The organism is Sphingobium sp. DEHP117 (assembly GCF_030867385.1).
Taxonomy (GTDB): domain Bacteria; phylum Pseudomonadota; class Alphaproteobacteria; order Sphingomonadales; family Sphingomonadaceae; genus Sphingobium.
Genome location: NZ_JAPFBJ010000002.1, coordinates 311,488 through 332,596 on the forward strand (window position 1 = coordinate 311,488; position 21,109 = coordinate 332,596).

Genomic DNA, 21,109 nt, shown 5'->3' on the forward strand with positions numbered 1-21,109 from the left:
AGGGAACCCTCTCGCCAGAGCAATGTTATATTGTATCTTCAGATTTTGCGGCTATAAGGCCCGGCGAGGAGTAGCATGCAGCCGAGGGTTCCCCATTTCTACTGGCTTGACCGGGCCGCGATCGTTCTGTCCGGCTTTTGCGTCGTGCACTGCGTGGCAACGATCATATTGATCGGCACGCTGACTTCGCTCGGCCATCTGTTCGCCGACCCGCGCATCCATGAAATCGGCCTGGCATGTGCCACCTTGCTCGGCGCAGTGGCGCTGGGCAGCGGCCTGGTGCGACACCGGCGCACCCTTCCGATCCTCGCGGGGGTTCCAGGCCTGGCGCTGATGGCGGCGGCGCTGTTTGTGCCGCATGGCTTCAGCGAGGCGCTGCTCACCATCCTCGGCGTATCGCTGGTGGCGGGCGCGCACCTGATGAACGCACGCGCCTGCTGAGAATATTGCGCGCGGCGCTTTCCTTTTCTATCTGGGCGCATGACCAGCACCGCACCTACCCCGATCAGCCGCGCCATCATCCTGAGCGCGGGGCAAGGCTCCCGCCTTCTCCCCCTAACCGCCGATTTGCCCAAATGCCTGATCGGGCTTTCGGGAAAGACCTTGCTGGCGTGGCAGGTGGATGCGCTGCACGCCAATGGGGTGAACGAAATCCATGTCGTTACCGGCTTTCATACGGAGGACGTGGAGGCGGAGCTGGAGCGGCTGGCGCGGCCGGGGCTGGTTTTGAAGGAACATTTCAATCCCTTTTTCAAGGTAGCGGATAACCTTGGGAGTTGCTGGATCGCGCGCGAGGCGATGACGGGTAACTATTTGATTTTGAACGGAGACACGCTCGTATCCCAAGCCCTTGTAGGGCGGGTCCAACAGGGTGCGGACTGGCCCATCTGCGTGACGGTCGACGTGAAGCCAAACTATGACAGCGACGACATGAAGGTGGAGCGGGACGGCGACCGCCTCGTCCACATCGGCAAGACGCTGACCGCCGCGCAGAGCAATGCCGAATCGATCGGCTTCCTTGCCTTTCGCGGCGAAGGCGGCGCGCTGTTTCGCGAGGCGGTGGAGGCGGCGATGCGCACGCCCGCCGGAGTGGAGAACTGGTATCTGAAGGTGATCGACCAGCTCGCGTCCACCGAAAAAGTCGGCACGCTATCGATCGAAGGGATGGAATGGGGCGAGGTCGACTTCCTCAACGATGTCGATGTGGCGGAGAAGCTGACGGCTGGCTGGCGCTAGCAGCTTTCAGTTGGTCTCATCCCAGCGCCCGCGCAGCCATTGCGCCAGCTCGGCCTGCTGCGCCTCCGGTAGTACGAGAGCGGATTTGAGATCCGGCGGACCGGGCCACCCTGCATCCGCCACAGTCAGCGCCCCATGGCTACGCTCCCCCTCATAGCGGGGCAGCACATGGAAATGCACATAGGGGTCCACCATCATCAGCATCAGCCAGTTGATACGCTCATACGATACCGCCGCTTGCAGCATCGCCTCCACACGGCGCGTTACCTCTGCCAGATCAGCATGACATTCCGCCGGCAGCGCGCCAAAAGCGGTCGCGTCCGATTTCGCGGCGACCACCAGCGACCCCAATGTCACCTGCGCCGGGCGGAGCAGCACGACCCAATGCGCCGTCTCGCCGATCAAGGTTGCGGGATAGCCGAATTTGCGGATCGTCTCGTTCATCGCGGTTGCTCCAGCCAGCTTGTGATAGGCCTCCCAGCCTTGCGCGCTTGCACCAGCTGCGCGACCTGCCCCATGTGCACCAGCAGCGAGAGGATGGTCCACCACGCCACCGCGATCAGGCCGATATCGGGCCGGCCCGCGATCAGGCTGACGAACAGGATCGCCATATTGGGGTTGCGGCGCGCGGTGATGAGGCGGAACCAGCTGTCGAACCGGCGCCAGACATGCATGTCCATCCCGGCATATTTGAGGAAGACGCCTTCGCACAGCCTCTGCAGCACATAGCCCGCGACAATCGCCACCATCAGTGCCGCAAAGGTGGCGACTGGCAGGGCAAGGCCGACATGGGCCAGCCCCAGCCCCCACGCCGCCCACCAGAACGGCGGGTGGACGAGGTCGATCCCATGGTCGAACACATTGCCCCATTTGCTCGACGTGATGGTACAGCGGGCAAGCTTGCCGTCGACCGTATCGAGCACCATGAACACGAAGCCCGCCGCCATCCCCTGCCAATATTCGCCGCGATAGAACAGGATCGTCGCCAGCACGCACAGGGTGGCGCCGATGCCGGTGACCATATTGGGCGTCATCCTCAACGCGGCGGCCAGGCGGGTGAGGTGGAAAGCGAGCTCGGGCCAGAGATATTTGGTGAGCAGGTCCGTCACGCCCTTATAGGCGCCGAAATAGCTCGCCCGCTCTATCTGCGCGCGCGTCTGCGGCGAGACACGAATGGCAAACGGCCGCTCGGTCTTGCGCAGCTTTTCGTTGTAAAAGCCGGGCGATGTGCGCAGGTCGATCCGCTCGGCAGGTTCGCCATCCTCCGGCAATTGCCCGATCACCAGCGCCTCGCCATCGTGGAAGGCAACGCCCGGCCGCCGCAGGGCAAGGCGCAGCAGCAGCGGATCGAACGCATAATCCTGATTGATGTGCAGCCTGTGCCCCGGCGCGATGGCAACCCCGGCGGGCACATCGCGCACCAGCATCCGCCGCGCCCTTTCGGCCGCAGTCATGCCCCAGATGCGCTCGGTCCCCTCGCCCGAGAAAGCCACCGGTCCGATGTCGAGATCATTGGTCATGCTCTCGCGGCTAAAGCATCCCGCCGCGCTTGAGAAGAGCCTTCCTCAGCCAGCAGGCCGCAGATAGCGCAGGATCGCCTCTGCGCCGCGCCGCGCCGCGCCGGCGGGGTCGCCGCCGACAGACAATGCCAATGCCTGGGCTTGCAAGGCGCTGTAGCGGGGATGCTCGGAGCCCGCGCGCTCAATCGCGGCCATTGCCGCCGGCACCGTGTCCGCCACTTCGCCCAGCGTCCAGAACAGAAAATTGGGATCGCCTTGCCACTGCGCACCGTGCGCGTTTAGGAACACGCAGGGGCGCGGGGTGGCGAGAAACTCGTACACCTGGCTGCTGACGTCACCCAGATAGATGTCCGCCCCGCCGGTGTAGGTCATGTCCACCAGCCGGTTGGAGCCGGTATCGACGATGATCTTGCCGGGCACCGCCATCGCCTCAATCTTCGCCTTCGCCGCCTTGCTGACGCGATGAAACAGGCGGATATGCGGCGCGACGACGAGGTTGAAGCGATCCTGCGCCGCGAACGCCGCGATGATATCCCTCCCCATCGTCTCCCATGAGGACTGGTCGGGCCTGAAATGCGGCGCATAGAGCACGGTGGGGCGGTCATTATCGAACAGCGGCGGGCGATGCCGCGCCATCTTCTGCATGAAGTCGAGCTTCACATAGCCGTTGACCGCATAGCGGCCGGGCGTGATCGTCCCTGCCTCCAGCAGCCTCTTCTCGCTCTTTTCGCCAGCCACCAGCACGAAGTCGAAGAAGCGATCCCGCGGATCGAGCATGATCGCCTTGTCACCCGCGCCGTGCGGCGTGAAAATCAGGCGGGTGCGACCGGAAAGAAAATGACGGACGATCGTCGTCGTGCGCTCGGGCACCACGATCGCGTCAAACCCGCGCAGATAGCCGATATGCCGCAACAGTGTGAGCAGCCTTGGTGGGTCATCAGCCCCGTTGAGCCGCTTTTGCACCGCAGACAGTGCCGGAATTGCGAGCTTCTTCACCTTGGGTGCGAAACCGGGATAGGCGCTGCGCACCAGATCCAGCACCCAGCCGTGCGCGTCGCTCGCCACCGCAACCTCAAGCTCGACATCGGGGGCCAGCGCCTGCATCTCCGCCGCGATGGGCAGCGCGTGCAGCGCCTGATGCGCTTCACCGATGAAAAGAAACACTATTCGCACCCTGACAGCATTCCTTCCGGCTGGCTCTGCGCTTCCTCATGCCGGGTCGGCGCGCGCTTGCCAACAGGGATCATCCGATCCTGTCTTGACAGACATACACCAAATGGCGCTTTGACTGTGTAGGGGAGCATATTAAAACCAACGGGTCAGCAACGCCCCCTGGAGTGACTGTCTGTAATGTGGAAAACCCTTGTCCGCACCGTGGCGCTGCTGGCGCCCAAGGACAGAAGGCGCGGCGCGCGCCTGCTCATAATGGTCGTGTTGATGGCCATGAGCGAGACGTTCGGCATCGCGATGCTGCTGCCCTTCTTCATGGTGCTGAGCCGCCCGCAGATGATCGAGATCCAGCCTGCCATCTCGGCCATCTATCACGGCCTCGGCTTTACAAATCATCACAGCTTCCTTCTGGCGTTCGGCCTGGTCGCGTTCGTGATCGTGGTGCTGGCGGCGGTGATCCGCATCGTCACCACATTCATGATGAACCTTTTTGCCCAGAAGAGCGGGCACAGGATGGCCGAGCGCTTGCTGGAAACCTATCTGCGCCAGCCCTATGTTTTCTTCCTCCAGCGCCATAGCAGCGAGCTGACCAAGAAGATCACCACCGATTCACAGATGCTGGTAAGCTATGTCGTGCAGCCGGGCATGTATGTGATCGCCTATACGCTGGTGGTGATGACGATGACCGGCGTGATGCTGGCGCTTGATCCCTTTATCGCGCTCGCCGTGGGGGGGGTGATCGGCGGGATGTATGTGCTGATCTTCCGCGCGTCGAAAAAGATGCTCTCGCACATCGGGCAGGATCTTGAGATCGCGAACACCCAGCGGTTCTCCTCGATCGAAGTGGCGATCGGGGGGATCAAGGATATCAAGCTGATGGGGCGGGAGGATGTTTATCTCAACCAGTTCCGCCCAGCATCGCTGCGCGCCGCGCGCCACCAGGCGATCAGCCAGGCGCTGGCCGAGGCGCCGCGCTACCTCATCGAGGCGGTGGCGATCGGCGGGGCGCTGACGCTGGCGCTGCTGTTGCTCGCAACCGGGCGCGGCGGGGCGCTCGTGCTGCCGGGCCTCAGCGTCTATGCGCTGGCGGGCTACAAGCTCATCCCCTCGGCCCAGCGCGTGTTCAGCGGGCTCAGCAATTTGCAAGTGGGCGATTCGGTGCTGAATGCGATCCGCGACGATTTCGAACAGACCGAACCTCCGCAGCCTAAGCCCGCCGTGGCCCCGGCCGCCATGCACCCCAAGCGCGAGATCGTGCTGGACAATATCGGCTTTTCCTATCCCAACATGCGCAAGACGGCGATCGAAGGCATTACCCTGCGCGTCGGCGTGGGCACCTCGGTGGGCCTTGTCGGCGGAACCGGCGCAGGCAAGACGACTCTGGTGGACATCATCCTGGGGCTGTTGCGGCCCTCGCAAGGGCGCATTCTGGTCGACGGCGTGGCGATCGACGAGAGCAGCCTGCCGAGCTGGCAGCAGGCGCTGGGCTATGTTCCGCAGACGATCTTCCTCGCTGATACCACCGTGGCCGAAAACATCGCCTTGGGCGTTCCTGCCGCCGCCATCGACATGGCGAAGGTCGAGGAATGTGCACGCATGGCGCAGATCCATGATTTCATCATCAGCGACATGCCCGAGGGCTATGAAACCCGCGTGGGCGAGCGCGGCGTGCGCCTGTCAGGCGGCCAGCGCCAGCGCATCGGCATCGCCCGCGCGCTCTATCGCGATCCTTCCGTGCTGGTGCTCGATGAAGCGACGAGCGCGCTTGACACGCTGACCGAAAAGGCCGTGATGGAATCGGTGCAGGCCCTGAGCCATCAGAAGACGATCATCATGATCGCCCACCGGCTGACGACGGTGCGCCCGTGCGACCAGATTTTCATGCTGGACAGGGGCGGCCTCGCCGAACAGGGTACTTATGATGAGCTGCTGGCAACCAGCCGCAAGTTCAAAGCCATGGTATAGAATTTGCCCCATGCCGGGCTGCAAATACCACCTTTTTGCGCTTCCGGTGCTCACGACCCCATAAGGTCGCTGCGCGCCGGTTCTCAAAACGTGGCATCTTCGCTCCGGCCTGAGCCAAATCATGCCTGCGTTATCCGCGCTTTCGAAGGATGATATAGAGCGCGCCCTTGCCGCCGTGGCGCGGGTGGGCGGTGCGCACGCTGGCGATGGCATCGGCATGACCGGAGAGCGCAAGCCAATCCCCGATTTCCGCGCGAATCGCGCCGCGCGTCTTGTGCCCCAGCGGGCCGACATGCGCCGGGCGGGGGTTGCCCGTCACCACCAGCATCACCCTGTGGCCGCGCGCGATGGAATGGCCGAGTGCATGATTAAGGCGCTGATGCGCGGCATCGAGCGTGTGGCCATGCAGGTCTATCGTGACATCGGGCGCGAGCGTGCCGTTGGTGATGCGGCGTTCCCAGCTCGTATCCAGCACCGGCGTAGGTGCGCGGCGCGGCGGCTGCCGTTCTGCTGACGGCGGAAGCGCAGCAGGTCGAGCTGGCTTGCTGTCGATAGGGGTAAAAACCTCGGGTGGAGCCAAATCAACCGCCCGGCCGGGCAGCGGCGTCACGCTGCGCGCCAGCCGCGCCCAGATCTCCCGTTCCTCAGGGCTGAGGCGCCGTGGCGGCATTATCGCGCCGAAGCGTTGATCCGCGCCACAGTGCCGATGGGCAACAGTACCCATGACGTGCCGCGCGCAGACATGCCGCCGGCGATCGTGCGTGCGCGCTCACCCGCGCCCCAGAACGTGTCGAAGCGGTTCGCGCCCTTGATCGCGCCGCCGGTATCCTGCGCGATCCAGACGCCGTTCGGTTCCGCCCGATCCAGCGCGAGCAGCACCGGCGCGCCGAGCGGCACATAGCGCGGGTCCGCCGCGACCGTGGCCTCGGCCGTCACCGGCAGGCCCAGCGCGCCCAGCGGCCCGGCGCTCGTGATCTCCTTGAAGAACACGAAGCTCTTGTTCTCGTTCATGATCCTGCGCCCCTCCTCGGGGTTGGCGCGCAGATAGGCCATGATGTCCTGCATCGAACCGGCCTGGATCAGGCCGCGGTCCTTCATCAGCTTGCCGATGCCGGTATAGTCGCGGCCGTTCTGCCCATCATAGCCGATGCGCATGACGCCGCCATCGGGCAGGCGCAAGCGCCCGCTGCCCTGCACCTGAAGGAAGAAGAACTCGACGGGATCGGCCGCCCAGGCCAGCTCAAGCCCTCGGGTGGATAGCGCATTGCCATCCACAATGTCCGCCCGCGCGAAATAGGGAATGAACTTCTGCCCTTCCACCCGGCCACGAATCGACTTGCCCTTGAGGCTATCGCTGAACTGGCCGAGGTCGACGTCGATCAGATCGGGCGGGCGGCGATAGATCGGCACCTGATACGCAGCGCCGGGGACTCTCGATCCCGCAATCTCTGGCTCGTAATAGCCGGTGGCGAAAGCCGCGCCGTTGCCGACCTGGGCCGCCTCGAAATACCGTACGAAGAAATCGGCAGCAGTCTCGGCGGGCCAGCTCGCGGCGGCGGCGCAAGCTGGCGCCCAGTCCTGCCCCTGCGTCAGGCCGGACTGATCCGTACGGCGCATCAGCGAGGGACAGGAGATACGGAAGGCGGCGAGCGCGGCGACTGTGCGCTCGTTCTGGCGCACCAGCTCGCCCAGCGCCGGACCCGCAACCAGGCCGGCGGTGAGCGCGGTGTCGGTGGAGGCGGTCGGCGCGACGGGGGTGGATGGCGTCGCGGGGCGCGGGGGTACCGGCACCGGCTTCGGCGCGGGCGTGCGTGGAGCTTTTGGGGCGGGAGCGGGCGCAGGGCCACGCGACGGCGGGATGATACCGCCTGCGCAGGCAGAAAGGAGCAACGCGCCCCCTACGACGGCCACAGCGCGGCCGACCATGCTGCGCCGAGCCTTCGCCACGCTTACGCGGCCTCGTCGGTTTCGCTCAATTTCCAGTTGGGGTCGGCGTGGCCGATCTCGCGCGAGAAGGTCCAGAGATCATGCGTGGCGACGGCATCGCTCATCGAACCGGCGATGACCGCGCCCTCCTGGTTGCGGGTTACAGCCGCAATGTCCGCATCGAAACGCATAGTGACATGAGCGGTGCGCCCATGCACGGCGGCGTCAACGATCTGCGCCTTCTCGATTCGCACCAGGCGATTGTCCATCACCTCGCCCGCCTCCTCACGCGCCGCGATCGCATCCTCGAAGGACTGCGCGACATCCGAGTCGCACAGCCAGCGCAGCTCGTCGCGCTTGCCTTTCCAGAACGCCTCCAAAATCATGCCATAAGCGGAGCGCGCGCCTTCAACGAACTGCGGCACATCAAAATGACGATCCGCCGCAATGATCGCGCGGACGCCATTCTCTGCCTCAGGCGCGATCAGGCTGTTGGCAAGACGGGTGGTGTCTGCGGCGGCGCTCGCCTGCATCTCGGGCTGAAGCGGCTTGTGCGCGACACGATCATCCGGCTGAAGCGGCGCGGGCTGTTGCTCATGCCCTGTCCGGCGGCCGAGCACCGAATAGAGCCGCAGCGCGAGGAAAGCGGCGGCGAGAGCCAGTATGACGATCATGTACACGGTTTTGGCCTGTCCCGGTTGATAGGGGGATGAACAGGCAACATAGGCAAACTGATCCCGATTTTCAAACCCGCACGGCGAAAAAGCGCGAGAAAGCCGCTATCGTCTGCATTGCCCTCTCTCGCCGCTACTGCTAAGCGCGCGGGCACACGGGTGGCGGCATGCCGGTGCCCACCAGCATTTCATTGAGGGAAAGACGATCATCATGGCCGAAGACGCCGCCTCCGCCGAACCGCTCGCCAATGGCGCAGACACCGCGCCTGCCATCGGCCTGCTCACACAATATGTGAAGGATCTGTCGTTCGAAAATCCCAACTCTCCCGCCGTCTACCAGTGGCAGGAGCAGCCTGACATCGATGTGCAATTCAACATCGGATCGGATAAGCCGGGCGAAGATGTCTACGAAGTGTCGCTCAAGATCGAGGTGAAAGCAAAGGCCGCCCAAGGCACCGCGTTTGCGACCGAGCTGACCTATGCCGGCCTGTTCGGGATCCGCAATGTGCCGGAGGATCAGATCCACCCGTTCCTCTTTGCCGAGGCCCCTCGCCTGCTGTTTCCGTTCGCCCGCCGCGTGCTGGCCGATGCGATTCGCGACGGCGGATTCCAGCCGCTGATCCTCGATCCGATCGACTTCAACGGCCTCTACCTGCAACAGCTTCAGGCGCAGCAGGCCTCTCAGGGGCAGGACGGCGAGCCGGTTGTCGGTAACGCCTGACGCCAACAGAGCGCGCTGACGCCATGGGCCTGCTCCGCGCTTCGGGCACCATCGGCGCGCTCACGCTGGTCAGCCGGGTGCTCGGCATGGTGCGCGACATGCTGGTCGCGCGGTTCCTGGGCGCGGGGCTGGCATCGGACGCGTTCCTGATCGCCTGGCGCCTGCCCAATCTGTTTCGTGCGCTTTTTGCGGAAGGCGCATTCTCCGCCGCGTTCGTGCCGATGTTCAACCGGACGATGGCCGAGGCGGACGCCGAGAAGCCCGGCTCGGGCAAGGCGGCTGCGGTGCTGTTTGCCGGACAGGTGCTCTCGGTACTGTTCCCGTTCCTCGTAATTTTCACCGTCATCATGATGGTGTTTGCCGCGCAGATCGTCTGGGCGATGACCGGCGGTTTTCCCGATGGCGGGCCGGAGAAGTTCGCGCTGGCGGTGGACCTGACCCGCATCACCTTCCCCTATCTCGCGCTCATCTCCATCGTCTCGCTGCTGGGCGGCATATTGAACTCGCTCGATCGCTTCTGGGTCAATGCCGCCGCGCCGATATTGCTGAATGTGTGCATGATCGCGGCTGTGCTGTTCTTTCGCGGCGAAACGCCTGTGGAGACGAGCTATACGCAGGCGATCGCCGTTACGGTATCGGGCGCGATGCAGCTCTTGTGGCTGATGTGGGCATGCGCGCGTGAAGGCGTGGTGCTGTGGCCGCGCATGCCGCGCATCACCCCGCGCGTGAAGCAGATGCTGCTACTCATTCTGCCCGCCGCGCTGGGGCAGGGGGCTATCCAGTTCAACCTGCTGATATCGACCTCGCTGGCCGCGCGGTTTCTTCCGCAAGGCGCGGTGAGCTATCTCTATTATGCGGACCGGCTGAACCAGCTGCCGCTCGGCCTGATCGGCATCGGCGTGGGCACCGCGATCCTGCCCGCGCTGTCCCGCCAGATCGGCTCCGGCAACGAGGGCGCGGCCAGGGAAACGCAAAACCGCGCGATCGAGCTGGCGCTGTTCCTCGCTCTGCCCGCTGCTGTGGCTTTGTGCGTCGCGGCGACGCCGCTGATCCGGGGTCTGCTCCAGCATGGGGTCTTTACCGCGCAGGATACGGTGGGCGCGGCCTCTGCACTCGCGGTGTTTGCGCTGGGCGTGCCCGCCTATGTGCTGATCAAGGTGCTGACGCCCGGTTTTTATGCCCGGCAGGACACGAAGACGCCGGTGCGCGTCGCGCTGTTTTCCATGCTGTTCAACCTCGTCGGCAACCTGATCCTGATCTGGCCGCTGGGCCATGTTGGCGTGGCGGCCGCTACTGCTTTCTCGGCCTGGGTCAACGTCCTGATCCTGTATTACCTGCTGCATCGGGACGACCATCTGCAGGCGGATGCGCGGCTGCTCAGCCGGGGCATGCGCATCATCGGCGCCAGCGCGGTGATGGGCGCAGCCCTGTGGTTCGGCGCGCCACTGGCAGACCAGCATATGACCGGCGGCTTTTTCGGCCGCCTCCTCGCGCTCTCCCTGTTGTGCGGCGGGGGCGCGATGGTCTATGCGGGCGCGATCTTCGGGCTGGGCGCCTATCGCCTGTCCGAAGTGAGGGCGCTGACCACGCGCCGCAGATAGAACGAAAGACCAGAGACATGCGCGTCCTTTCCGGCATCCAGCCCACCGGCAACCTGCACCTTGGCAACTATCTTGGCGCGATCCGCAACTGGGTGAAGATGCAGGACGAGATGGACTCAACATCTCAGTGCTTCTTCTTCCTGGCCGACATGCACTCGATCACGGTGCACGAGGGGCGCGAGCAGCGCCTCGCCAATGTGCGCGAGATGGCGGCGGCGCTGGTCGCCTGCGGGATCGACCCGGATCGCTCCGTGCTGTTCAATCAGGCGCGCGTACCCGCCCATGCCGAGCTGTGCTGGTTGTTAAACGGCACCGCGCGGATCGGCTGGCTCAACCGCATGACGCAGTTCAAGGACAAGGCTGGCAAGAACCGCGAAAGCGCGTCTGTGGGTCTGTTCGCCTATCCTGTGCTCCAGGCGGCGGACGTGCTGCTCTATCAGGCGACGCATGTTCCGGTGGGCGAGGATCAGAAGCAGCATCTGGAGCTGACGCGCGACATCGCGATCAAGTTCAACACCGATTTCGAGCGCGAGGTCTTCACCCTGCCCGACCCGATCATCCCCAAGGAGACGGCGCGGATCATGAGCCTGCGCGATGGCTCGGCCAAGATGTCGAAGTCCGACCCGTCGGACCAGAGCCGCATCAACCTGACCGACGACAACGATGCGATCGCCCAGAAGGTGCGCAAGGCCAAGACCGATCCGGAACCGCTGCCATCGGAGGCGAAGGGGCTGGAGGGGCGGCCGGAAGCGCTGAACCTGATCGGCATCTACGCGGCAATGGCGGGCACAAACGCCGACGCTGTGTGCGCGCAATTCGCGGGGCAGGGCTTTGGCGCGTTCAAGCCCGCGCTCGCAGATCTGCTGGTGGGTGCGCTCGCCCCGATTCGCGACCGCTATGTGGCGCTGAAGGATGATCATTCCGCACTCGACGCCATTCTCGAAAAGGGCGCAGCGAAGGCCTCTGCCGCTGCTGAACCCACCTTGCGGGCGGCTTACGACGCCATGGGCCTCATGCGCTGAACGGGTTGGAACCTCCGGCGAAACGAGTTCGTTCAAATGCGGTTCAGTTGCGTTATACCACTATCGCATTCTGAATTTGCACGCCGCGCCGCCCCGGAGCGGCGGCGAGGAGAGAGATCATGAGAAAGAACAAGGCCCTCGGCATTGCGCTCGCCAGCGCGGCCCTGTTGCTGACCGCCGGTTGCGCCGAACGCTTCAAGGCGGATGTGGCCCGCTTCCAACAGTTGCCCGCGCCGCAGGGGCAAACCTTCACCATCGTTGCCGATGATCCGCGCCTCGCCGGTGGTCTGGAGTTCGGGCAATATGCGTCTCTGCTGGAGCACAAGCTCGGCGGTGTCGGCTATGTCCCGGCCCAGGATGCCGCGCGCGCGGACCTTGTCGTGCGGATGCGCTATGCCGTTGACAACGGGCGCGAGCGCGTGCGTTCCACCGGCTTCGCGCCTGACCCTTTCTATTACGGCTATGGACGCTATGGCTATTGGGGTCGCCCCTATCACTGGGGTTTCTATGACCCCTTCATGTTTGGCGCGGGCTATCGCGATGTCGAGAGCTATACGGTCTATACCGGCACGCTGGAGCTGCGCATAGACCGCGCCAACGGCGGCCAGCGGCTGTTCGAGGGCAAGGCGGAAGCACAGTCTCTGAGCAACAAGCTGACCTATCTGGTGCCGAACCTCATCGACGCGATGTTCGTGAACTTCCCGGGCCGCTCAGGCGAAACCGTGAAGATCACGCTGGCGCCGGAAAAGAAATAGGTCAGCACGGCCACCAAAGACCGGTGCAGTCCCTGGAAAACTTCGCTAAGGCGACGCTCGATTTGTACGAGTGCCTTGCGGAGCCTGCATGCCTGACGATCAGCTCATTCTCAGCCTTTCCTGTGCCGACCGGCCCGGGCTTGTCGCCCGCGTCGCCGGCTTTCTGGCTGAGCGCGGTTGCAACATCCTTGAGGCGCAGCAGTTCGACGACAGTCTCAACACCCGCTTTTTCATGCGGGTGGAGTTCAGCGCCCCTGCGGGCGGATTGGACGCGCTGAGGGCCGAATTCGCGCGGGTCGCGCAGGAGCTTGGGCTGGAGTGGCGGCTGCGCGCATCCGCGCATGCGCCGAAAGTGCTGATCCTCGTCTCGAAGTTCGATCATTGCTTGAGCGACCTCGTCTATCGCCACCGCATCGGCGAGCTCCGGATGGATATCGTCGGCATCGCCTCCAACCACCCGCGCAACGCGCTGATGGCCAGCATGACGGGCGGGCTACCCTTTCACCATCTGCCCGTGACCACAGACACCAAGGCACATCAGGAAGGGCAGATCCGCGATCTTATCGAGCAGACGGAAGCGGACCTCGTCGTGCTGGCGCGCTATATGCAGATATTGTCGGACGAGATGGCCGCCTTCCTCTCAGGACGCTGCATCAACATTCACCACAGCTTCCTGCCCGGCTTCAAGGGGGCCAAGCCCTATCATCAGGCGCACGCGCGCGGCGTGAAGATGATCGGCGCAACCGCGCATTATGTGACGGCGGATCTCGATGAGGGGCCGATCATCCATCAGGATGTCGAAGCGATCAGCCATGCCGACACGCCGGAGGAGCTGGTGCGCAAGGGCCGGGACATAGAGCGGCGCGTGCTTTCTGAAGCCGTGCGGCTCCATTTGGACGATCGCGTGTTTCTCAATGGCAACCGCACGGTCGTCTTCCGCGGATGACCTGCCACCCCTTTGTCTCGCGCTGAAAGGATACCGCCATGATCGAACTGCACAGCTGGCCCACGCCCAACGGCCTCAAGGTCTCCATCTTTCTTGAGGAAGCGGGGGTGGAGCACAGAGTTTTCCCCGTCAACATCTTGAAGGGCCAGCAGCTCGATCCGTATTTCCTCTCCTTCTCGCCCAACAACCGCATTCCCGCGATCCGCGATCTCGATCCGCCCGGCGGCGGCGAGCCGATTACCGTGTTCGAGAGTGGCGCGATCCTCTTCTACCTCGCGCGCAAATATGAAAAGTTCCTACCCGCAGACCCGCGCGGCACGATGGACGTGCTGCAATGGCTGTTCTGGCAGATGGGCGGGCTGGGGCCGATGGCGGGGCAGAACCATCATTTCAACATCTATGCGCCCGAAAAGATCGACTATGCCATCAACCGCTATGTCAACGAGACCGCGCGGCTCTATGGCGTGCTTGACCGGAGGTTGGCGAACCGGAACTATGTCGCGGGCGACTATTCGATTGCCGACATGGCGATTTACCCGTGGATCGTGCCGCACGAGAACCAGAAGCAGAATCTCGATGATTTCCCCAATGTAAAGCGCTGGTTCGAGACTGTGAAGGCACGCCCGGCAGTCGAGAAGGTCTATGCCGAAAAGGAGGCGCTCTATCCCAAGGGTGAGGAGCCGAGCGAGGAAGAGAAAGCGAAGCTGTTCGGCTTGAAGAAGTAGCTCAGCCCACCAGCCGCAACGGCTCGCGCGCGGGCATTTGGGCTCCGGCCACGCCGGGCAGCGCGCGCAGCCGCTCAATGGTTTCGGCGTCGATCTGGAAATCCCGGCCCAGCCGCAGGCTTGCGATCCTTCCCTGGGCATCGCGCGCCCGGATGCGCACCTCCCCGCGCCCGCCCCGGCAGCCGGACAGCATCTGCGCGATCTGCGCGACGGCGGCGGGCTCTTCCACATCGATCCACAGCTCGAGGCGCATTCCGCTCGCGGCTGACGCCAGCGACTGCGCGCCGCGCACGGTGACGCGCGGCACCTCCTCACCCGGCATGCGCTCCAGCTCGACATTCAGCAGCGCGCACTCGCCCGCTTCGGCGAGATCGGCGATCTTCTTGCAGCTCGCTTCATCGAAACAGCTTGCCTGAAACTGGCCGCTGCTGTCCGAAAAGGTGGCGGACACATAGCGGGCGCCGCGCTTGGTCTCGCGCCAGCGCACATCCTCGACCAGCGCGGCCATCATCGATGTGGCGCGGCCTTCGCTGTTGGTGGCAGGCGGCTGGGCGCAAATGGACCCGAAGCTGCGCGCGCCGCGCGCCTGCGCGATATGGGCATAGCGATCGACCGGATGCGCCGAGAAATAAAAGCCGAACGCTTCTTTCTCCTGCGCCATGCGTGTGGCGGTGGGCCAGGGTTCATGCGGCGGCACGCGCACCTCTGCATGCGGCGTGTCCTCGCCACCGAACAGGCCTCCCTGCCCGCTGACCCGCGCCTCCTGCGCGCTGGCCGCGACCGAAAGGATGGTTTCGGCGGCGGCATGGACCCCGGAGCGATCGGCATGGATGCCATCGAACGCTCCGGCAGCGGCCAGACTTTCGAGCTGGCGACGATTGAGCAGGCGCGGCTCGATCCGGTCCGCGAAATCATCGAGGCTGAGGAAGGGGCCATTGCGCTCCCGCTCCTCGACCAGCTGTTCCATCGCCTTTTCGCCGACGCCCTTGAGGCCGCCCAGCGCATAGCGCACGCCATGGGCCAGGCGCGGGTCTTCGCCTTGCGCCTCCACCGGCTCGACCGTGAAGTCCGCCTCCGCCCGGTTGATGTCCGGCGGCAGGCACGCCACTCCGGTGCGCCGCATGTCATCCACGAACACCGTCAGCTTGTCGGTAAGGTGGATATCATAGGCCATCGAGGCGGCGTAGAATTCCGCCGGATGATGCGCCTTCAGCCACGCCGTGTGATAGGCGAGCAAGGCATAGGCGGCCGCGTGGCTCTTGTTGAAGCCGTACCCTGCGAACTTGTCGATCAAGTCGAACAGCTCGTTCGCCTTGGCCTTGGGGATCTGCGACACCTCCGCGCAGCCCTTGACGAAGCGGTCGCGCTGCGCGTCCATCTCCGCCTTGATCTTCTTGCCCATCGCGCGGCGCAGCAGGTCAGCATCACCCAGCGAATAGCCGGCGAGGATCTGCGCGGCCTGCATCACCTGCTCTTGATAGACGAAGATGCCGTATGTTTCCTTGAGGATCGGCTCCAGCAGCGCATGGGGATATTCGATAGTCTCCGCGCCATTCTTCCGCCGGCCGAACATGGGGATATTGTCCATCGGGCCGGGGCGATAGAGCGAGACGAGCGCGATGATGTCCCCAAAATTGGTGGGTTTCACGGCGGCGAGCGTCTTCCTCATGCCCTCCGATTCGAGCTGGAAGACGCCGACCGTATCGCCACGCTGGAGCAGATCATAAACCGCTTCGTCATCCCAAGGCAGGGCCGCCAGATCCACCACCACCCCGCGCTTCGCCAACAGCTCCACCGCACGCTGCAGCACCGAGAGGGTCTTAAGGCCGAGAAAGTCGAACTTCACCAGGCCCGCCGCCTCGACATATTTCATGTCGAACTGCGTCACCGGCATGTCCGAGCGCGGATCGCGATAGAGCGGCACGAGCTGGCTCAGCGGCCGGTCACCGATCACCACGCCCGCCGCGTGGGTAGAGCTGTGGCGCGGCAGGCCTTCCAGCTGCATCGCGAGGTCGACGAGGCGCTTCACCTGCCGGTCCGCCTTGACCTCGGCCACGAACTCCTGGCTGCCGTTCATCGTGCGCTCGAGCGTCCACGGGTCGGTCGGGTGATTGGGCACCAGCTTGGCGAGGCGATCGACTTGGCCGTAGCTCATCTGGAGCACCCGGCCGGTGTCCTTCAGCACGGCGCGGGCCTTCAGCTTTCCGAAGGTGATGATCTGCGCCACATGATCCGCGCCATATTTCTGCTGGACGTAGCGGATCACCTCGCCGCGCCGCGTTTCGCAGAAGTCGATATCGAAGTCCGGCATCGACACCCGCTCAGGGTTGAGGAAGCGCTCAAACAGCAGGCCGAGCTCCAGCGGATCAAGATCAGTGATAGTCAGCGCCCAGGCCACCACGCTGCCTGCGCCCGAGCCGCGCCCCGGCCCCACCGGAATATTGTTCGCCTTCGCCCACTGGATGAAATCCGCGACGATCAGGAAATAGCCGGGAAAGCCCATCTGGATGATGATGGAAAGTTCGAACTCGAGGCGTTCGAAATAAGCCTGAAACTGACCTTCCAAAGCCCTCTCCCTCGAGGTAGAGGGTTGGGTGAGGGTGTCGCCGTCTCCCCTCACCCCGTCCATTTCCCCAGAGGGGAGAGGGGGAGTTGAATGGGCGAGCTTTGTCTTCAGCCGCGCCTCCAGCCCGGCCGTCGCCATCTCGCGCAGCATCTGCGCCTCGCCCTCGATATCGCCCGCAAGGCTGGGGAGGATCGGCTTGCGCTTGGGCGCCATCACGGCGCAGCGCTGCGCCACCACCAGCGTATTGGCGAGCGCCTCGGGCAGATCCTCGAACAGGCGCTGCATCTCCTGCGCGGGCTTCATCCATGCGTCGGCAGAAGACCTTCGCCGCTCTGCGCTTTCGACATAGGCACTCTGGGCGATGCACAGCATCACGTCATGCGCTTCATGGAATTCCGGGCCGGCAAAGCAGGTGGGGTTGGTGGCGACGAGCGGCAGGTTGCGCGCATAAGCGAGGTCAATGAGCTGCGCCTCCGCCCGGTCCTCCACCGCGTCTGACCGGCGGCAGATCTCGATGTACAGCTTGCCGGGGAACAGCCCCTCGAGCGCCGCGCAATACTCCTCGGCCGCTTGCGGTTGATCCTCCGCATAGAGGCGCGCCAGCGCGCCCTCGCCGCCCGCAGTGAGGCACAGCAGATCGTCGGTCAATCCCGCCAGCGCCTCGAAGCCGACATGCGCCTGCTCCTCGATCGGCCGGTCCAGATGCGCCATCGAGACGAGCGCGCAGAGATTGTCATAGCCTTTCGTGCCCTGGGCATAGAGCGCCAGCCAGTCGTACACCGGCGCGGCTCCCGGTGGGCGGCCCGGCCGCGCCACGCACAGCATCGTGCCGATGATCGGCTGTACCCCGTCACCCTTGCAGGCGTCGGAAAAGGCCATCGCGGCATAAAGCCCGTTCCGGTCGGTCAGCGCGGCGGCGGGGAAGCCGAGCTTCTTCGCCTGCTTGGCGATGATCTTCGGCTCGATCGCGCCATCGAGCATCGTATAGCTGGAAAAAACGCGCAGCGGGACGAACGGGGCGTGGGCAGGCGCAGCGGGCATGGGCGCAAAGCTAGTGGACGTACCCCGATCGGGCAAGGCTGCTGCGGCACTTATCCACAGGAGATGGTTAGTGCACTTGCCCACAACACTGAGCCGCTTTACAGCTATGAACAGGATGAGCCTGTCTCCCATCATCCCCTGTCGGCGGGGACGACCAGAAGACGGGCGCAAGACCACCATGCACGGGGGCTGTATCTATGGTCGATATTTCCCGCGCGGCGTTTTACGCCAGCGCAGTGACGGGGGCGGTCGCCCTGATTTTCGGTGCGGGGCTGTTTTCGGCGCGGAGTGACAATGCAGTCGCGCAGGCGGCCTTCGGCGTTTATGACGATGCAAAGATCCTCATTGAGGAACTACCCAATCTTACCCACAAGCGGCCCACCCATTTCCTCGTCCCCGCCCGCTATCCGGGCAAGGGCGTGACGGTGAACAAGACGCCGGGCGACGACCTCATTTTGCTGTCCGGCTTTATCGGCGACGATCAACACGCCCAGCTGATGCGGCGCGACGGGACCGTGCTGGCGCGCTGGAACCTGTTACCGCTGGAGCAGCTGCCAAGCGCCGGGCAGTGCCGCAACGTGCCGCAGACCAACTGGAACAGCGCCGCACATAATGTGCTGATAGACCCGGACGGATCGGTGCTGTTCGCTTTCGAATCCTGCGGGATGGTGAAGCTCGACCGCTGCGGCAAAAAAATCTGGGCGACGCGCGAGAACACCCACCATTCGCCCAATCTGCTGGCGGACGGGCACATCGTCATCGGCGGAAGCGACTATGTCGAAAAGCCGAAACAGTGGCCATTCACCGAACCTTATTGGGAGGATGCAATCCGCGTCTATGACGCCAATGGCAAGCTCATCAGGCAGCGCGCGATCACCGATCTGTTTGCGCGCAGCGGCATGCTTTCGGCGCTGACCTCGCACTCGGACGACAACCCCAAGACCAATGGCGAATTTCACCTGAACGAGATCGAGGAGCTGCCCGCCTCGCTGGCGCAGGCCTTCCCGATGTTCACGCCGGGCGACCTGCTCGTCTCGATCCGCAACCTCAACATGATCCTCGTGACCGACGCGAAGATGGAACGGATCAAATGGCACCGCGTCGGCCCGTGGATCCGCCAGCATGACCCCGACTGGGGCACGGATGGGCGCATTACGGTGTTCGACAATCACCCGGACGGCACGGCGGACGGCACTCGTTTCGGGGGCAGCCGCATCATCGCCATCGACCCTACAACCGGCGAAACGCAGACCATTTTCGGCGGGCGCAAGGACCAGCATTTCTTCACCAACCAGCGTGGCCTCCACCAGATGCTGGGTGATGGGGGCATGCTGATCACCGAGGCGAATGCGGGCCGCGCGTTCCAGGTGGACCGCGCCGGCCGAATTGTCTGGCAATATGTCAACCGCTATGACGACAAGGAAGCGGCCTGGCTCAACGGGGCGGAGAGCTATCCGCCCTCATACTTCAAGGTGAAAGACTGGTCCTGCAAATAGGGAACAGCCCGCCTTTGATCCGAAACAGGCTGCTTCGCAGCGTTTGGGCTATGGCGCGCCAAGCCGCTCCCCCTCCCAACCTCCCATAGCTTACCCTGTCGGGAGGTTGGGAGGGGGAGCGGGCTGGTGCCGTCATCCGCATGAGCGGAATGTCAATGCCGGAAGTGGCGCATGCCTGTGAACACCATCGCCAGTCCCGCTTCATCCGCTGCGGCGATCACCTCGTCGTCGCGCACGGAGCCGCCCGGCTGGATCACCGCAGTGGCGCCGGCCTCCGCCGCTGCCAGCAGCCCGTCGGCAAACGGGAAGAACGCGTCTGACGCGACTGCGCTGCCCACGGTGCGCGGCGAGGTCCATCCGAAGGTTTCGGCCGCTTCCTTGGCCTTGGCGGCGGCGATGCGCGAGCTGTCCCGCCGGTTCATCTGGCCCGCGCCGATGCCCGCCGTCACGCCGTCCTTCGCATAGACGATAGCGTTCGATTTCACATGCTTGGCAATGGTCCAGGCGAACAGGCAGTCGGTAATTTCCTGCTCGGTCGGGGCGCGTCTGGTCACGGTCTTCAGCATGTCGCGCGTCACACGGCCATTGTCGCGATCCTGCACCAGAATGCCGCCCGCGATCACGGTAACGCTCTGGCCTCCGCGCGCAGGATCGGGCAGGCCTTCGGTCAGCAGCAGGCGCAGATTCTTCTTCTTCGCAAACACCGCCTTGGCGGCGTCATCCGCGCCGGGCGCGACGACAACCTCGGTGAAGATGCCGCTGATCGCTTCCGCTGTCGGCCCATCGAGTGGGCGATTGACGGCGATGATGCCGCCGAACGCCGAGACACTGTCACACTCGAACGCATTTTTGTACGCCTCGGCCAGCGTGGCGCCGGTCGCGACGCCGCAGGGATTGGCGTGCTTGACGATCACCACCGTCGGCGGGCCATCACGGAATTCGGCGAGCAGTTCCAGCGCGGCATTGGCGTCGTTCAAGTTGTTGTAGCTCAGCTCCTTGCCCTGCACCTGGCTCGCCTGGCCGATGCCGGAAACATGGGGCATGCTGGAAACATAGAGCGCCGCCTCCTGATGCGGGTTCTCGCCATAACGAAGTGGCATCACGAGCTTGCGCGTCATCGTCACGCTGGGCGGGAATTTTTCGCCCTGATCGGCGGTCATGAACCACTGCGAGATCATCCCGTCATAGGCGGCGGTAGCGGCATAGGCCTTCGCCGCGCACAGGCGGCGGAAATCGTAGGTGGTGGCGCCGTTATGAGCGGCCATCTCCGCGATCAGGCGCGCATAGTCGGCGGGGTCGGTAACAATCGTCACACTCTCATGATTCTTCGCGGCGGAGCGGACCATCGAAGGGCCGCCGATATCGATATTCTCGATGATTTCCTCGCGGCTCGCGCCCTTCTCCACCGTCTGCGCAAAGGGATAGAGGTTCACCACCACGAGGTCGATCGGCTCGATCGCATGCTCGGTCATCGAGGCGACATGCTCGGCATTGCCGCGCACGGCGAGCAGCCCGCCATGCACCTTGGGGTGGAGCGTCTTCACCCGCCCGTCCATCATCTCGGGAAAGCCGGTGAGGTCGGATATGTCCGCCACGTCCAGCCCCGCCTCGCGCAGCGCCTTTGCGGTGCCGCCGGTAGACACCAGCGCCACGCCATGCGCGGCCAATGCCTTGCCCAGATCCACAAGCCCCGTCTTGTCGGACACCGACAACAGCGCCCGCCCGATCTTCACATTGGTCATGTC

The 21,109-nt window shown here is 64.3% G+C and carries 18 protein-coding genes; 10 read left to right on the forward strand and 8 right to left on the reverse strand.

All coding sequences use genetic code 11. The annotated features are described in order from the left end of the window. Window positions 1-75 precede the first annotated feature (75 nt). Window positions 76-441, forward strand: coding sequence for a MerC family mercury resistance protein (locus OOT33_RS08515; protein WP_307749592.1), 366 nt, complete (start codon window positions 76-78; stop codon window positions 439-441). A gap of 39 nt (window positions 442-480) precedes the next feature. After that, a complete protein-coding gene (locus tag OOT33_RS08520) occupies window positions 481-1,236 on the forward strand; it encodes a sugar phosphate nucleotidyltransferase (RefSeq protein ID WP_307749593.1) in 756 nt (251 codons plus the stop codon). A 6-nt stretch (window positions 1,237-1,242) separates the two neighbouring features. Here OOT33_RS08520 and OOT33_RS08525 read toward each other — a convergent pair whose 3' ends face one another. Genes OOT33_RS08525 through OOT33_RS08535 form a run of 3 tightly spaced genes read right to left on the reverse strand, consistent with a single transcriptional unit; the run spans window position 1,243 to window position 3,920 of the window. Then, window positions 1,243-1,680 carry an HIT family protein gene (locus OOT33_RS08525; protein WP_307749594.1) on the reverse strand — a complete coding sequence of 146 codons (438 nt, stop codon included), beginning with the start codon at window positions 1,678-1,680 and terminating at the stop codon, window positions 1,243-1,245. Beyond that, entirely contained in the window at window positions 1,677-2,756 is a 1,080-nt protein-coding gene (locus OOT33_RS08530) for a CDP-alcohol phosphatidyltransferase family protein (protein WP_307749595.1), read from the reverse strand. The genes OOT33_RS08525 and OOT33_RS08530 overlap by 4 nt, the downstream gene beginning before the upstream one ends. A gap of 45 nt (window positions 2,757-2,801) precedes the next feature. Next, window positions 2,802-3,920 (reverse strand): hypothetical protein, encoded by a 1,119-nt coding sequence (locus OOT33_RS08535; RefSeq protein ID WP_307749596.1) that lies wholly within the window; start codon window positions 3,918-3,920, stop codon window positions 2,802-2,804. A gap of 186 nt (window positions 3,921-4,106) precedes the next feature. Here OOT33_RS08535 and OOT33_RS08540 point away from each other — a divergent pair, with 186 nt between their 5' ends. Further along, window positions 4,107-5,891, forward strand: coding sequence for an ATP-binding cassette domain-containing protein (locus tag OOT33_RS08540; protein WP_307749597.1), 1,785 nt, complete (start codon window positions 4,107-4,109; stop codon window positions 5,889-5,891). A 130-nt stretch (window positions 5,892-6,021) separates the two neighbouring features. Here the strand turns inward: OOT33_RS08540 and OOT33_RS08545 are convergent, their stop codons facing one another. Genes OOT33_RS08545 through OOT33_RS08555 form a run of 3 tightly spaced genes read right to left on the reverse strand, consistent with a single transcriptional unit; the run spans window position 6,022 to window position 8,497 of the window. Beyond that, entirely contained in the window at window positions 6,022-6,561 is a 540-nt protein-coding gene (locus OOT33_RS08545; protein WP_307749598.1) for a Smr/MutS family protein, read from the reverse strand. Further along, the gene (locus OOT33_RS08550) at window positions 6,561-7,817 is read right to left on the reverse strand and encodes an MltA domain-containing protein (RefSeq protein WP_307749599.1); all 1,257 of its coding nucleotides are present in this window, start codon (window positions 7,815-7,817) and stop codon (window positions 6,561-6,563) included. The genes OOT33_RS08545 and OOT33_RS08550 overlap by 1 nt, the downstream gene beginning before the upstream one ends. A 23-nt stretch (window positions 7,818-7,840) precedes the next feature. After that, window positions 7,841-8,497, reverse strand: a complete 657-nt coding sequence (locus OOT33_RS08555; protein WP_307749600.1) for a Tim44/TimA family putative adaptor protein — start codon at window positions 8,495-8,497, stop codon at window positions 7,841-7,843. A 205-nt stretch (window positions 8,498-8,702) separates the two neighbouring features. On the opposite strand from OOT33_RS08555, the gene secB reads away from it, so the two are divergent. The 6 genes from secB (at window position 8,703) to OOT33_RS08585 (ending at window position 14,261) form a co-directional block, all read left to right on the forward strand. Then, window positions 8,703-9,212 (forward strand): protein-export chaperone SecB, encoded by a 510-nt coding sequence (gene secB / locus OOT33_RS08560; RefSeq protein WP_307749601.1) that lies wholly within the window; start codon window positions 8,703-8,705, stop codon window positions 9,210-9,212. A gap of 23 nt (window positions 9,213-9,235) precedes the next feature. After that, entirely contained in the window at window positions 9,236-10,813 is a 1,578-nt protein-coding gene (gene murJ / locus OOT33_RS08565; RefSeq protein ID WP_307749602.1) for a murein biosynthesis integral membrane protein MurJ, read from the forward strand. A 17-nt stretch (window positions 10,814-10,830) separates the two neighbouring features. Then, window positions 10,831-11,835: a tryptophan--tRNA ligase gene (gene trpS, locus OOT33_RS08570; protein ID WP_307749603.1), complete on the forward strand. Its 1,005-nt coding sequence runs from the start codon at window positions 10,831-10,833 to the stop codon at window positions 11,833-11,835. A 119-nt stretch (window positions 11,836-11,954) separates the two neighbouring features. Next, complete coding sequence (locus tag OOT33_RS08575) at window positions 11,955-12,590, forward strand: DUF4136 domain-containing protein (protein WP_307749604.1); 636 nt, start codon at window positions 11,955-11,957, stop codon at window positions 12,588-12,590. A gap of 88 nt (window positions 12,591-12,678) precedes the next feature. Continuing rightward, window positions 12,679-13,536 (forward strand): formyltetrahydrofolate deformylase, encoded by an 858-nt coding sequence (gene purU / locus OOT33_RS08580; RefSeq protein ID WP_307749605.1) that lies wholly within the window; start codon window positions 12,679-12,681, stop codon window positions 13,534-13,536. A gap of 38 nt (window positions 13,537-13,574) precedes the next feature. Beyond that, on the forward strand, window positions 13,575-14,261 hold the full coding sequence (locus OOT33_RS08585; RefSeq protein ID WP_307749606.1) for a glutathione binding-like protein: 687 nt from the start codon (window positions 13,575-13,577) through the stop codon (window positions 14,259-14,261). Window position 14,262: 1 nt separating this feature from the next. Here the strand turns inward: OOT33_RS08585 and dnaE are convergent, their stop codons facing one another. Then, window positions 14,263-17,868, reverse strand: coding sequence for a DNA polymerase III subunit alpha (gene dnaE, locus OOT33_RS08590; RefSeq protein WP_307750339.1), 3,606 nt, complete (start codon window positions 17,866-17,868; stop codon window positions 14,263-14,265). Between the two features lie 197 nt (window positions 17,869-18,065). Between dnaE and OOT33_RS08595 the strand changes: the two genes are divergently transcribed. Continuing rightward, the gene (locus tag OOT33_RS08595; RefSeq protein WP_307749607.1) at window positions 18,066-19,364 is read left to right on the forward strand and encodes an arylsulfotransferase family protein; all 1,299 of its coding nucleotides are present in this window, start codon (window positions 18,066-18,068) and stop codon (window positions 19,362-19,364) included. 152 nt (window positions 19,365-19,516) lie between these two features. Here OOT33_RS08595 and purH read toward each other — a convergent pair whose 3' ends face one another. Continuing rightward, the gene (purH, locus tag OOT33_RS08600) at window positions 19,517-21,106 is read right to left on the reverse strand and encodes a bifunctional phosphoribosylaminoimidazolecarboxamide formyltransferase/IMP cyclohydrolase (RefSeq protein WP_307749608.1); all 1,590 of its coding nucleotides are present in this window, start codon (window positions 21,104-21,106) and stop codon (window positions 19,517-19,519) included. Window positions 21,107-21,109: the final 3 nt, after the last annotated feature.

Bases quoted from the DNA above. Each gene is read 5' to 3' on its own strand.
- OOT33_RS08515 (WP_307749592.1), top strand. From the start codon at position 76: ATGCAGCCGAGGGTTCCCCATTTCTACTGGCTTGACCGGGCCGCGATC.
- OOT33_RS08520 (WP_307749593.1), top strand. From the start codon at position 481: ATGACCAGCACCGCACCTACCCCGATCAGCCGCGCCATCATCCTGAGC.
- OOT33_RS08525 (WP_307749594.1), bottom strand. From the start codon at position 1,680: ATGAACGAGACGATCCGCAAATTCGGCTATCCCGCAACCTTGATCGGC.
- OOT33_RS08530 (WP_307749595.1), bottom strand. From the start codon at position 2,756: ATGACCAATGATCTCGACATCGGACCGGTGGCTTTCTCGGGCGAGGGG.
- OOT33_RS08540 (WP_307749597.1), top strand. From the start codon at position 4,107: ATGTGGAAAACCCTTGTCCGCACCGTGGCGCTGCTGGCGCCCAAGGAC.
- OOT33_RS08545 (WP_307749598.1), bottom strand. From the start codon at position 6,561: ATGCCGCCACGGCGCCTCAGCCCTGAGGAACGGGAGATCTGGGCGCGG.
- OOT33_RS08550 (WP_307749599.1), bottom strand. From the start codon at position 7,817: ATGGTCGGCCGCGCTGTGGCCGTCGTAGGGGGCGCGTTGCTCCTTTCT.
- secB (WP_307749601.1), top strand. From the start codon at position 8,703: ATGGCCGAAGACGCCGCCTCCGCCGAACCGCTCGCCAATGGCGCAGAC.
- murJ (WP_307749602.1), top strand. From the start codon at position 9,236: ATGGGCCTGCTCCGCGCTTCGGGCACCATCGGCGCGCTCACGCTGGTC.
- trpS (WP_307749603.1), top strand. From the start codon at position 10,831: ATGCGCGTCCTTTCCGGCATCCAGCCCACCGGCAACCTGCACCTTGGC.
- OOT33_RS08575 (WP_307749604.1), top strand. From the start codon at position 11,955: ATGAGAAAGAACAAGGCCCTCGGCATTGCGCTCGCCAGCGCGGCCCTG.
- purU (WP_307749605.1), top strand. From the start codon at position 12,679: ATGCCTGACGATCAGCTCATTCTCAGCCTTTCCTGTGCCGACCGGCCC.
- OOT33_RS08585 (WP_307749606.1), top strand. From the start codon at position 13,575: ATGATCGAACTGCACAGCTGGCCCACGCCCAACGGCCTCAAGGTCTCC.
- dnaE (WP_307750339.1), bottom strand. From the start codon at position 17,868: ATGCCCGCTGCGCCTGCCCACGCCCCGTTCGTCCCGCTGCGCGTTTTT.
- OOT33_RS08595 (WP_307749607.1), top strand. From the start codon at position 18,066: ATGGTCGATATTTCCCGCGCGGCGTTTTACGCCAGCGCAGTGACGGGG.
- purH (WP_307749608.1), bottom strand. From the start codon at position 21,106: ATGACCAATGTGAAGATCGGGCGGGCGCTGTTGTCGGTGTCCGACAAG.